Genomic DNA, 12,426 nt, shown 5'->3' on the forward strand with positions numbered 1-12,426 from the left:
GATCACCAGGGCCAGAGACGCCGCCACCACGGTTCCGGCGTGTCAATAATGCGCATGAAGAGGGTGAGGGCGGCAGCAAATTCCGCCTCCACTTCCTCCGCGCTGATCCCGTGGCGATGCCCGAGCGTCGGATAGTCGATCTCCTCGAACCGCATCGCCCAGAAGATCGCGCGCTGCCGCTCGGTCATCCGACGCAGGGCACGAAAGCCCCGGCGCCGGAAGACATGGGGTGGAAGCCGCTCGGTCATGACCGCGCCTCCCCACCGGAAAGGAGGAAGTCCGCCGCCTTGCTCGCCGCACTGGCAGCCCGGAAGATCGCCTTCTCGTCACCGCGCAGCACCGCGAGCCACGACCCGATATAGTCGCTGTGTCGGATGGTGGGCACAACGCCGAGCGACGCGCAGGTGAACGCCGCCGATATTTCCGCGACGAGTTCCTCCTTTGCGTACGATGCCGATCCGAAAGCGCCGGACTGGTCGCGGTCCAAGCGGCTGCGATGGCCCGTGAAATGGCCAAGCTCGTGCAGCGCCGTCCGGTACCAGTTCACCGGATCATGGAAGGCGGCCTGCGGCGGCACCTGCACGACGTCCTGCAATGGCGAATAATAGGCCTCGCTCCCGCCGATCCGGAAATCCGCGCCGCTGGTTGCAATCACCCGATCCGCCTCGGCGATCGCCAGCACGGGATCGGGCAGAACCGGAATGCTGGTCATCGCCTCGGGCAGCCCGTCGCACTGGTCGACGTTGAAGACGGTGAACCGCTTCAGAAACGCAATCGTCCGCGCCTCCCGGGCTTCGCCCTGCGCCTTTTCGGCTTCGTCCTTCGGGGTGAAGCGATCCGCATAGCAGACCACCGTGCCCTTTTCGCCGCGCCGAACGTGCCCGCCCGCCGCCTCGGCCTGCCGGTAGGTCAGCCAGCGCTGGCCAGCATAGCCGCCATCGATCGCCGCCGCCCACAGGATCAGCACGTTGATCCCCGAATAGGCGCGGGCCGAAACCGCGTTCCTCGGCATGGTGCACGGGCACCGCGCTGCATCCCAGGGCTGCACCCATGGCAATCGGCCTTGCTCCAGCTCCGCGATGATCCGGGCGGTTACCTCGCCATAGAGGCTCTGACGCTCGTTGCTCTGCATCTCCTCTGCTCCTTCCTAAAACCGCCATCGACCGGCGCCGGGGTGGCGGGGGGCGGCAGGAGCGGACCGACAGCCCCGCCGGACGCAGGCGGGGCGCACCCGAAGGGCAGGAACGAACGTGGATGACCCGGCAGCAAGGCTGCCGGGTTGCGCCGCGCCGAGGCGGGGCTACAGGGCCGTGACGCCCCCCGCCACCATGACGCCGAAGGCACCACGCCGCCGCGCCACCGGCGCGGCGACCGCCAGAGGCATGGCGCCCATGCCGACCGGGCCGCATCGCGGACCGGCCGCACGTCATGCGATCGTCACGGCGAAGCCGACGAGACGCCGCAAGGCGGCTCGGCTGGAGCGGCACGCGCAAGTAGAGCGCGATCAGGCTGGAACAGCCTGAGACGCCACGTCATCCGCCCGCAAAATAATTTTCCCGCAAATTTGGAACGGCAGCGGACGAATAGGAACATCTAGGGACAAGTCGCCATAAAACGGCCAATTCTCCTACCGTTGACGACGGCGATCGTCGCCCCAACTCTGTCTCCGACAAACACAAAAGGACCCCACAAGACACAGGAGACTGACCCATGGCCCAGCAGCAACCCGACCGTTTCCTTCGCCTAAAGGAGGTGCTCCGCCGCACCAGCCTGTCACGCGCGACGCTCTACCGGAAGATCCAGAAGGGGACCTTCCCCAGGCAGGTGCGCATCGCCACCCGCTGCGCGGGCTGGCGGGAATCCGCCGTCAACGAGTGGATGCACAATCCCATCTTCTACCATGTGGACGATTTCCGCTGACCAGCTGGCCCCATGACTACGATCGTCCCGCGACGCTACCCTCCATGCAGCTTGACTTTCGCTGTGCTGCTCACAATGTAGCAACATATCGTCAAGCGCCATGGAGGGCGTCATGGGCATCACCAGCTTCACCAGTCGCGAGTTCAACCAGGACGCCGCCCGCGCCAAGAAGGCGGCGCTGCACGGCCCTGTTTTTATCACCGATCGCGGGCGCCCCGCGCATGTCCTGCTTTCGATCGAAGAATATCAGCGGCTGATCGGCAAGGGCCCGACGCTATGGGATATGTTTGCGGACAAGGATGACGGCGGCGACTTCGATTTCGACCCGCCCAAGCTGAACATCAGCTTCCGTCCGGCAGAGTTCGGCGAGGATTGATGTTCCTGTTCGATACCAACGTCGTTTCGGCGCTGCGGAAGCCGGAACGCGCCGGCCCGGCGTTCGAGGCCTGGACAAAGATGACCCTCGGCGCACGCCCGTTCGTGTCGGCCGTGACGATCATGGAAATCGAAATCGGCATCCTTCGGTTGCACCGTCGGGATGAAGCGCAGGCCGCTTCGCTGCGTCGCTGGATGGACAAGACCGTGATGCCTGGATTTGCGGATCACATTCTTGATTTCGACGCGGCGGTGGCCTGTCGCTGCGCAGCGCTCCACGTTCCTGATCCCCGCTCAGAGCGCGACGCAATGATCGCCGCCACCGCCCTTGTTCACGGTCTCACCGTCGTTACCCGCAACACCGCCGACTTTGTCGCAACCGACGTTCCCCTGCTCAACCCTTGGGAAAACCTGGTCCAATAAGCGAGGGGGCCACAAACCCATACGTGCCGGGACGCGATCTGGTGAGGAGGAAACGAACGCGCTCAGCCGACCTTCACTTCCGGGAAGGGCAGGATCGTCGCGCCACTGCGCAGGCTGTCGAGTAGATTCGACCACCACTGCGCCATTGCAACGCGCTCCTTCCAATGCGTGCCACGATGATAAGCCGCCCGCACCTTATCGGTATCGCCATGCGCCAGCGCGCGCTCGATGGCGTCGTAGGACCATTTGCCCGACTCGTTCAGTAGGGTGCTCGCCATCGCCCGGAAGCCATGGGCGGTCATTTCATTCGTGGAATAGCCCAAGCGGCGCAGTGCAGCGTTGAGGGTATTGTCCGACATCGGCCGCGTGCGCGATCGCATGGACGGGAAGACATAGCCGTTGGCCCCGGTGATCGACCTGATCTCCAGCAGAATGGCGATCGATTGGGTCGAGAGGGGGACGTGATGCGGCTTGCGCATCTTCATCTTCTCGGCCGGGATGGTCCACACGGCGGCGTCGAAGTCGATCTCATCCCACCGCGCATGGCGCAGTTCGCCCGGGCGCACGAACACGTGTGGCGCCAGTTGCAGTGCCCATTTGGTCATGCCTTGACCTTCATAGGCATCGATCGCCCGGAGCAGCTTGCCGACCTCCTTGGCTTCGGTAACTGCGCCGTAGTGGGTGACGGTCGGCGTCAGCAGCGCGCCACGAAGATCTCGTGTCGGATCGGACTTCAGCCGGGCAGTGGCGACGGCGTAGCGGAACACGGCGCTGGCCAACTGCAAGGTTCGTCGTGCGCTTTCCAGCTTGCCACGCTTCTCGATCTTTCGAATCGCGGTCAGCGCGTCGATGGGCTCGATCTCATGGATCGGCATTGTGCCGATGGAGGTGTCGAGCAGGCTGAGGAGATATTCGCACCGTGCAGCGGTGGAGGGTGCCCAGGCCCGGTCGCCGTCGCGCCGCCGCTTCGAGCAATATTCATGAGCGATTCGAGTAAACGTGTTTTCCGCCAAGGCTTCGGCCCGAACTTTCTCGCGCTGCTTCTCCAGAACGGGGTCCTTCCCCTCGGAAAGGACATCGCGGGCATCGTCACGCAGTTTACGCGCGTCGCGCAGGCTGACCTCCGGGTAGGAGCCGAAGCTGAGCTTCTTCTCCAGGCCACGGTGTTTGAACTTCATCCGCCAGAGGCGGGAGCCGGACGGCGACACGATGAGGTAGAGGCCCAGCTCGTCATAAAGCTTGTAGGCCTTTTCGCGGGTCTTGGCCTTGCGGATTGCCATATCACTCAAAGGCATGGTTCGGGCCTTCCGTCCCGAGGCCCCACCACTTTGGGGCCTCGTGCAAATAAGTGGGGCCCGCGATTTTTGAGAAGGCCCCACCCGCATTTGCGATTTAATGCGATGGGACGAGCGGTCACGAGCCGGATGACCCGAAAAATACCGCAAATTTCTGCGGTTTACAAAGCTCTGTGGGATGTTGTGAGATCGAGAATTGGAGCGGGTGAAGGGAATCGAACCCTCGTCGTAAGCTTGGGAAGCTTCTGCTCTACCATTGAGCTACACCCGCATCCCGGGCCGGGCGGCGGCGCTGGTGGCCGGGCCGATCGACCATCGACGCCGGGGTCACTGGCATAAGTGGGGCAGGCTGGTCAATGATTTGCTGTGCCTCGAGGCATCAGCGGTGAAGCGCGGCATCGCCCCAGGCGATCGGGTCGGGGAAGCGGGGGGCACCCGGCGTGGTGGCAATCAGTTCGACGATCGTGGCCCCGCGTATATCGGCGTCGATCATCACCGGCGCCTCGCCAAACCGTAGCGGCCGGGTGCGTGCGCGCAGCTTGCCGTCGGCATAGACGGCGAAGACCACCTCCTGCCGACGGTCGCGGGCGCTGTCGTCGACGCCGACCCGCGCCGTGAAGCGGGCGAAACCGGCGCTGCGCACTTCGATCCGCGAATTGGCGAGCGCGCCCACGCCGCTGTCGAAACGCTGTCTGGCCACCGACAGGGTTTCGCCATAGACGGCGCGATCGGGCTGGGTGCCGCCCCAGCCGCCATAGCGGGGGGGCTCACCATTGCCGCGGCTGCCGCGCCAGGGGAGCAGCCCGCGATGGATCAGCGGTTCGGCCTGCGGCACCACTACCCCGTCGACGGCGGGGTTCACGCGCCCGGGCATTTCGGAGAGATACAGACCGTCGGCAAGCTGGCGGGGCCCGCGCGCAGTGAACATCCGCGCCTCGTGCGGGGCCAGAGAAACGGTTTGCTCGCCGGTGAAGCGCAGGGCCTCGCCACTCCACAGGTCGGTCAGCGCCACCGCTGTATCGCTGCGGAACTTCATCTGCTCGGCGGTGAGCGTGGCGTCGATCGGCGCAGCACCGCGGTTGAGGATCGCCACCGCCTTGTCGCCGTTCGCCAGCGTCTTCACGAAGATCGAGATGTCGTCCGAATCAAAGGCGAGTACGGCCTGATTGCCCGCCGGATCCTGATTGAGCGCGATGATGCGCGGATTGCCCCAGATGTCGAGCAGCGCAGGGCCGGCCTTGCGCAGGTCATAGCCGATCATCAGCGGCGCGTTGAGGATTGCCCACAGGCTGAAATGCGCCCGCGCCTCGGTCAGGTGCGCGGCATCGAATGCGCCCGTGCCCACGAACAGCATGTCGGGGTCGTTCCACGAGCCCGGATGGGCATAGAAAGCGCGGCGGGCGGCACTGTCCATATTGTGGAGCATCCGGCTCCAGCTCGGCGAAATGTCCTCGCTGGTACGCGACATGTTACCGACCTGCGCGGCCCAGCTGCGGACGTCTGCGGCGCCCCATATGCAGAGCGAGAAGACGAAGTCGTTGTCCGGGTTCCAGCGCTCGAGCGCGGTGCCGACCTGCTGGTACAGCGCGCGGACCGCCGCCACATCGGTGCGGCCTAGCGAGTCGACATCCACCAGCGGCGGGAACGCGCGGTACTGGCCGGCCTGCACGCGCTTGTCGGTGGCTGGCAGCCCGCGAATGCCGCAGCCATCGACCTTGATGAGGTCGAAGCCCCATTCGGCGAAATAGAGCCGGATGTCCTGATCGACATGGCCGTACAGCCCCACTTCGCGCTCCGCCACCGTGCCTTCGGGCTGGCCGGGATAGGTGGAGGTGAATACCTGACCGCAACTGTTACGGCCGATGTCCGAATAGATGCCGGCCTTCAGCCCCATGGCGTGCAGCCGATCGGTCAGCGGGCGGAAGCTGGTCGTTCCGTCGGGCATCGCGGCGGAGGGGAAGGCGCTGGTGCGGATCACCATCCGCCCGTCGGGCTGGTGCCGTTTCAGCCACCAGCCATCGTCAATGTCGATGTAGCGATACCCCTTGGCGGCCAGCCCGCTGTCGACGATCACCTTGGCGGAGGCGAGGATCTTCTCCTCGTCGATGTCGCTGGTGAAGGCGTTCCAGCTATTCCACCCCATGGGCGGCAGCGCGGCCGCGCCGCGGCTATAGGCGGTCCAGCGGCCCGTGGGGGCCAGCGGATCGGCGGTCTGGGCGGCGACGGGCTGGGCGAACAGCGCCGCCGCGAACAGGGCGAATGCGCGCTTCATCGGCTGGGGGCAAAGACCAGCGCGTTGCTGAAAAAGGGCAGAACATGGTTCTGGAAACGGTCGGTCACGGCGCTGGTGTGATCCCCGGGATAGATGGTGAAGCTGTTGGCGATGCCATAGCGGTCGAGCAGTTCGTGCAGCTTCTGCGCATCGAAGCGCAAGCTGTCCTTGTCGCCGACATCGATCGCGATCGCGCGGTAGCGGCGCAGATCGCCGATATATTGGTCGACAAAGGCGAGCGGCGCATTGGCCGCCCATTTTGCCAGCACATCCGGCTGCGGCTTGCCGTCCTTCACCGGCAGGTCCAGATAGAGCGGCGGCGCCTTGGGGTCGGGCGACCAGGCCGCTGCCGTCGCGAGCGTACCGCGCAGCATCCAGGGCAGCGCCATTGCCGCCTCCCGGGTCTTCACGGCCTCAAGCTGGGCCATCGCCTCGGGGGTCATCATGCCGGTGTCGCGCGGCGACAGGCAGCACGGGCTCATCATATAGACGGCGCCGAAGACATTGGCATGCTTCATGCCGATCCGCGTGGCGCCGTATCCGCCCATCGAATGCCCGACCAGGCCGCGGCTCTCGCGTGTCGCCAGCGTGCGGTAATGGCTGTCGATATAGGCGACCAGATCATGGGCAATGAAGCGCTCGAAATCGCCCGTCGTCACCGAACTGGAATACATCGACCCGTTGTGCAGCGTCTTGCTGTCGGGCAGCACCAGGATCATCGGCTTTGCGCCGAGCGCAAAACCGCCCTCGACCACCTGCGGCACATGGATTTCCTTGCTCCATTGCTCGGCACCGATCGAATAGCCGTGGAGCGCATAGACGACCGGATAGCGCTTGCGCGGGTTGGCCGCATAATCGGGCGGCAGCACGACGATCACGTCGCGGTCTGCGCTTTCGCCTTCCAGATTGCCTTCGATCGCCGGGGAATGGACCTTGATCCGCTCGATCGTGACGGGGCGGGCGCCCGGTACCGGCGGCGGTGCGGGCGTCTGCACCTGCGCGGCGGCGTGCGTGCCGCCCAGCGCGGTGCCGCCTAGCGCGATGGCAATGGTGATGTCGCGGAACAAGCCCATGGCGTCTCTCCCGGATGTTGCCGTTCGACGGCGCATTTTTTCTGCGCCCGTTGTTTATGCGGTAGCGCTAACATCTCCGTTCGACTAGAACAAGTCGGACTAAATACGATCGGAAGGTGAGGGGCGGGGCACCGGGGATCGATCCTTTCGGGTCGAGGTGTAGCGGCCTTTCCTCCTGCTGATCCGGAAAAAACGAGTGCTTGTGCACGGCCCTTCCGGTCCGGCGCAACACGCAGAAACTGTTGAGGAGAGGAAAGATGAAGACGATCAGACACCCTCTGCGCGCCGCGCTGCTGGCTGCCGCGCTGACGCCGCTGGCGGCATTCGCGCAGACAGCGGCCGATCCGCAGGCAGAAGCCGATGCCCGCGCTGCGGTTATCGTCCGCCAGCTGACGCTGGACGAAAAGATCGCGCAGCTCCGCAATGTCGCGCCTGCGATCCCGCGGCTGAATATCCCCGGCTATAACTGGTGGACGGAATCGCTGCACGGCGCGCTCGGCACGCTGCCGACCACCAATTTCCCGGAGCCGATCGGGCTTGCCGCCAGCTTCGACACGCCGCTGGTCCATGCCGTAGCGGGCGCGATCAGCAGCGAGGTTCAGGGCCTCCACGCGCTGGCCCGCGAAACCGGGCGGATGGGGCGGATCGGCACCGGGCTCGATACCTGGTCGCCCAATATCAACATCTTCCGCGATCCGCGCTGGGGGCGGGGGCAGGAAACCTATGGCGAGGATCCGTTCCTCACCGCGCGCATCGGCGTCGCGTTCGTGCAGGGGATGCAGGGGGCGAACCCGGACCTGCCGAACGTGATCGCCACGCCCAAGCATTTCGCGGTGCATAGCGGCCCGGAATCGACGCGCCATGCGGCGAACGTGTTCGTCTCGCGTCACGATCTGGAGGACACCTATCTGCCGGCGTTCCGGGCCGCGATCGTCGAGGGCAAGGCGGGATCGGTGATGTGCGCCTATAATCGCATCGACGGCCAGCCCGCCTGCGCCAGCGACGAATTGCTGAAGGACCATCTGCGCGGCGCCTGGGGGTTCAAGGGCTATGTCGTGTCCGACTGCGATGCGGTGAAGGACATCAGCGACAACCACCATTATGCCCCCGACGGCGCCGCCGCAGTTGCCGCCGCGATGCGCGCCGGGGTGGACAATGAATGCCATACCCAGACGCTCAGCGACACGGCGGGGCTGGGCGATCGCTACCATGAAGCGGTGGCGCGCGGCCTGCTCACCGAAGCGGACATCGACCGCGCGCTGGTGCGCCTGTTCTCGGCCCGGCTGCGCAACGGCGATCTGCCCGGCATTCGCACCGCGGCCGGCAAGCGCAGCGACATCGGCGCGCCGGCGCACCGCGCGCTCGCGCTGGAGGCGGCGGAAAAGAGCCTGGTGCTGCTGAAGAATGACGGGTTGCTGCCGCTGAAGCCGGGCAGCCGCATCGCCGTGATCGGGCCGTTGGGCGATGCCACCCGTGTGCTGCGCGGCAATTATTCCTCCGGCCTGTCCGGCGAACCGATCTCGGTGGTGGAAGGGCTGCGCCAGACCTTCCCCAAGGCGCAGGTGCGCTATGTCCCGTTCGGCCCCTCCTATACCGATGGCGATCGCGTGCCGCCGAGCGCGCTGCGGACGCCCGACGGCAAGCCCGGGCTGCTCGCGCGCTACTATAACCCCGTCACGCCGCCCCCGGCGGAATTCGCGCCCGGCACCTTCCGCGAGGCGACCGCGGCGATGCGGTTTGCCGACACCCCGGTGGTGACGCGCATCGAAGCCGATGTGGCGGCGCGCAGCCTCGATCTCGCGGCGGTGTCGGAGCATCACCGCACCGTCTGGACCGGTTTTCTGGTTCCGCCGGAAACCGGCACCTACCGGCTGGGCCTGACCGGCTTCGGCGGCGAGATGATCTTCGAAGGCAAGCCGTTCGTCGATCTGCACAAGGCCAGCTGGGGCAGCTTGCCGACGATGCGGGAGGTACGGCTGGAAAAGGGCAAGCGCTATCCGGTCGAAGTACGCGCCGACCAGCATGTGCTGTCCGGGATCGATATGGTGTGGAAGCGGATCGCTGCTGATCCGGTTGCCGAGATGAAGGCAGCGGCGGCGGATGCCGAGGTGCTGGTCGCGGTGGTGGGGCTAACCTCCGATCTGGAGGCGGAGGAATCGCCCGTTGCGATCCCCGGTTTCAAGGGCGGCGACAAGACCACGCTCGACCTGCCGGCCGACCAGCAGGCGCTGCTGGAGGCGGCGCGCGCGACCGGCAAGCCGCTGGTCGTGGTGGCGATGAACGGCAGCCCGGTCAACCTGAGCTGGGCGAAGGACAACGCCGCCGCGATCCTGGAGGCCTGGTATCCGGGCGAGGTCGGCGGGCTGGCGATTGCGCAGGTGCTGTCGGGCAAGACCAACCCGTCGGGCCGCCTGCCGCTCACTTTCTATCGCAGCGTCGACGATCTGCCGCCATTCGGTGACTATGCGATGCGCGGGCGGACTTATCGCTATTTCACCGGCACGCCGGTGTATCCGTTCGGCTATGGGCTCAGCTATACCAGCTTTGCCTATGCAAACCCCGTGGTCACGCCGGCGGCGGGGGGCGCCGGGGCGGGGATCAGCGTGACGGCCGAGGTGCGCAACACCGGCGCGCGGGCGGGCGATGAAGTCGCACAATTCTATCTGGAATTTCCCAAGGATCCGGGTGCCCCGCGAATCGCGCTGCGCGGCTTTCAGCGCGTGTCGCTGAAGCCGGGCGAGGTGCGGCAGCTGCGCTTCGCCTTGTCGCCGCGTGACCTGAGCAGCGTCTCGGTCGAAGGGCAGCACCGGGTATTGGCGGGCGACTATCGCCTGACCGTGGGCGGCGGCCAGCCCGGCACCGGTGCGCCGGGTACGTCCGCCACCTTCCATGTCGACCAGACGGTGCCGTTGCCCGACTGAGGCTTTCCCTCCGTCCCGGCGCTGGCTATGCGCGGTCCAAAGGATGCGGTGCGGGCGCCGCCGGGACGGGAGGGTGTATTGGAACAGTTCGATGTGGTGATCGTCGGCAGCGGTCATGGTGGGGCGCAATGCGCGATCGCGCTGCGACAGGCAGGCCATGCCGGCAGCCTGGCGATCGTTACCGAGGAACCCGAAATCCCCTATGAGCGGCCGCCGCTCTCCAAGGACTATCTGGCCGGCGAGAAGACGTTCGAGCGCATCCTCATTCGCCCGGCGAGCTTCTGGGAAGAGCGCAACGTGCCGATCCTGCGCGGCCGGCGCATTGCTGCGGTCGATCCGGCGACCAAGACGCTGACCGACACGGCCGGCGGCCAGATCGGCTATGGCACGCTGGTGTGGGCGGCGGGCGGCAGCGCGCGGCGGCTGTCGTGCAGCGGGCACGACCTGGCCGGTGTCCACGCGATCCGCACCCGCGCCGATGTCGACCAGCTGCTCGCCGAATTGCCGGCGGCGCAGCATGTCGTGGTGATCGGCGGCGGCTATATCGGGCTGGAAGCAGCCGCTGCGCTGACCAAGCAGGGCAAGCATGTCGTCGTGCTGGAGGCGATGGAGCGGGTGCTGGCGCGCGTTGCCGGCCCGGCGCTGTCCGCCTTTTACGAGGCCGAACACCGCGCGCACGGCGTCGACCTGCGCACCGGCGCGATGGTCGATTGCCTGCTGGGCGGGGGCGGGCGCGTGTCCGCCGTCCGGCTGGCGAGCGGCGAGACACTGGCGGCCGATCTGGTGATCGCGGGCATCGGCATCGTACCGGAAGTCGCGCCGCTGCTTGCGGCGGGCGCGGCGGGCGGCAATGGCGTGCATGTCGATGACCAGTGCCGCACCAGCCTTCCCGACATCTTCGCGATCGGCGACTGCGCGCTGCACGCCAATGGCTATGCCGATGGCGCCGAGATCCGGCTGGAATCGGTGCAGAATGCCAATGACCAGGCGAATGTCGTCGCCAAGCTGCTGACCGGGCAGGATGCGGCGTATGACGCGGTGCCCTGGTTCTGGTCGAACCAGTATGACCTGAAGCTCCAGACCATCGGCCTCAGCATGGGCCATGATGCCACGGTGGTGCGCGGCGATCCGGCGAGCCGGTCCTTCTCGGTGATCTATCTGAAGGCGGGGCATGTCATCGCGCTCGACTGCGTCAATGCGACGCGCGATTATGTGCAGGGACGGCGGCTGGTGGTGGAGCGGATCGCCGCCGACCCGGCGAAGCTCGCCGATCCGGCGACGGTGCTGAAGGAATTGTAAGATCCCCTTCCCGGCAAATCGGGAGGGCGCGAAAAAATACTGGAGAAAGAGGATGTCGGACGCATCGGTGCTGCTCGAACGCGAAGGGGATATTGCGCTGGTGCGGCTCAACCGGTCCGACCGGCTGAATGCGCTTACCAGCGAGATGCTCGACCTGCTCGCCGCCACCCTGCGCCGCGCTGCCGAGGATGGCGCCCGCGCGGTGCTGATGACGGGCGAGGGGCGCGCCTTTTGCGCGGGCGCCGATCTTGCCGCCAGCGCGGCAAGCATGGGGCAGCGCGATCTGGGCGAGTCGCTCCGTGCGCATTACAATCCGCTGATCGAAACCATCGCCGCCCTGCCGATCCCGGTGGTGAGCGCGGTCAACGGCGCGGCGGCGGGGGCGGGGGCGTCGATCGCGCTGGCCGCCGACATCGTGGTGATGGCGCGTTCGGCCTATCTGCTACTCGCCTTCGCCAATATCGGGCTGGTGCCCGATGCCGGCGCGACCTGGCTGATCGGCAAGGCGGCGGGCCGTGCGAAGCTGCTCGAGATGGCGCTGCTCGGCGAGAAGCTGCCGGCCGACGAAGCGCTCGCCTGCGGGCTGGTGACGCGGGTGGTCGATGATGCCGCACTGATGGAAACGGCGCGCGTGCTGGCCGCGAAGCTGGCGGCGATGCCCACCGTGTCGCTGGGCCTGATCCGCAAGCAGGTGGCGGCCGCACTGTCAGGCTCGCTGACCGAAACGCTGGAGATTGAGGCCGATCACCAGCGGCTCGCCTCGTACACCGAGGATTTCCGCGAGGGCGTCGCGGCCTTCCTCGCCAAGCGCCCCGCACAGTTCCGGGGGCGGTAAGGGCGCCAAATCG

11 protein-coding genes and 1 tRNA gene are annotated in these 12,426 nt (G+C 66.5%); 6 read left to right on the top strand and 6 right to left on the bottom strand.

Features of this window, described 5'->3' with window-relative positions; translation table 11 throughout:
• Positions 1–2: 2 nt before the first annotated feature.
• Positions 3–248, bottom strand: coding sequence for a sigma factor-like helix-turn-helix DNA-binding protein (locus tag ACT53K_RS03365; protein ID WP_476227114.1), 246 nt, complete (start codon positions 246–248; stop codon positions 3–5).
• On the bottom strand, positions 245–1,132 hold the full coding sequence (locus tag ACT53K_RS03370) for an ArdC family protein (protein WP_476227115.1): 888 nt from the start codon (positions 1,130–1,132) through the stop codon (positions 245–247). Before ACT53K_RS03370 ends, ACT53K_RS03365 begins: the two co-directional genes overlap by 4 nt.
• A gap of 578 nt (positions 1,133–1,710) precedes the next feature.
• Here ACT53K_RS03370 and ACT53K_RS03375 point away from each other — a divergent pair.
• The 3 genes from ACT53K_RS03375 to ACT53K_RS03385 all read left to right on the top strand — a co-directional run bounded on the left by ACT53K_RS03375 (position 1,711) and on the right by ACT53K_RS03385 (position 2,718).
• Positions 1,711–1,920 carry a helix-turn-helix transcriptional regulator gene (locus tag ACT53K_RS03375; RefSeq protein ID WP_476227116.1) on the top strand — a complete coding sequence of 70 codons (210 nt, stop codon included), beginning with the start codon at positions 1,711–1,713 and terminating at the stop codon, positions 1,918–1,920.
• Between the two features lie 112 nt (positions 1,921–2,032).
• Complete coding sequence (locus tag ACT53K_RS03380; protein ID WP_476227117.1) at positions 2,033–2,296, top strand: type II toxin-antitoxin system Phd/YefM family antitoxin; 264 nt, start codon at positions 2,033–2,035, stop codon at positions 2,294–2,296.
• The gene (locus ACT53K_RS03385; protein ID WP_476227118.1) at positions 2,296–2,718 is read left to right on the top strand and encodes a PIN domain-containing protein; all 423 of its coding nucleotides are present in this window, start codon (positions 2,296–2,298) and stop codon (positions 2,716–2,718) included. The genes ACT53K_RS03380 and ACT53K_RS03385 overlap by 1 nt, the downstream gene beginning before the upstream one ends.
• Before the next feature lie 62 nt (positions 2,719–2,780).
• Here ACT53K_RS03385 and ACT53K_RS03390 read toward each other — a convergent pair whose 3' ends face one another.
• The 4 genes from ACT53K_RS03390 to ACT53K_RS03405 form a co-directional block, all read right to left on the bottom strand.
• The gene (locus tag ACT53K_RS03390) at positions 2,781–4,013 is read right to left on the bottom strand and encodes a tyrosine-type recombinase/integrase (RefSeq protein WP_476227119.1); all 1,233 of its coding nucleotides are present in this window, start codon (positions 4,011–4,013) and stop codon (positions 2,781–2,783) included.
• Positions 4,014–4,210: 197 nt separating this feature from the next.
• Positions 4,211–4,284, bottom strand: a tRNA-Gly gene (locus ACT53K_RS03395).
• A 108-nt stretch (positions 4,285–4,392) separates the two neighbouring features.
• A complete protein-coding gene (locus ACT53K_RS03400; RefSeq protein ID WP_476227120.1) occupies positions 4,393–6,285 on the bottom strand; it encodes an NPCBM/NEW2 domain-containing protein in 1,893 nt (630 codons plus the stop codon).
• A complete protein-coding gene (locus ACT53K_RS03405; protein WP_476227121.1) occupies positions 6,282–7,358 on the bottom strand; it encodes an alpha/beta hydrolase in 1,077 nt (358 codons plus the stop codon). The genes ACT53K_RS03400 and ACT53K_RS03405 overlap by 4 nt, the downstream gene beginning before the upstream one ends.
• Before the next feature lie 257 nt (positions 7,359–7,615).
• On the opposite strand from ACT53K_RS03405, the gene ACT53K_RS03410 reads away from it, so the two are divergent.
• The 3 genes from ACT53K_RS03410 to ACT53K_RS03420 all read left to right on the top strand — a co-directional run bounded on the left by ACT53K_RS03410 (position 7,616) and on the right by ACT53K_RS03420 (position 12,413).
• Positions 7,616–10,279 (top strand): glycoside hydrolase family 3 C-terminal domain-containing protein, encoded by a 2,664-nt coding sequence (locus ACT53K_RS03410; RefSeq protein WP_476227122.1) that lies wholly within the window; start codon positions 7,616–7,618, stop codon positions 10,277–10,279.
• 78 nt (positions 10,280–10,357) lie between these two features.
• Positions 10,358–11,578, top strand: a complete 1,221-nt coding sequence (locus tag ACT53K_RS03415; protein ID WP_476227123.1) for an NAD(P)/FAD-dependent oxidoreductase — start codon at positions 10,358–10,360, stop codon at positions 11,576–11,578.
• A 52-nt stretch (positions 11,579–11,630) separates the two neighbouring features.
• Positions 11,631–12,413 (top strand): enoyl-CoA hydratase-related protein, encoded by a 783-nt coding sequence (locus ACT53K_RS03420; protein ID WP_476227124.1) that lies wholly within the window; start codon positions 11,631–11,633, stop codon positions 12,411–12,413.
• Positions 12,414–12,426 lie beyond the last annotated feature (13 nt).

The sequence above is a fragment of the Sphingomonas sp. DMC8 genome (assembly GCF_056314185.1).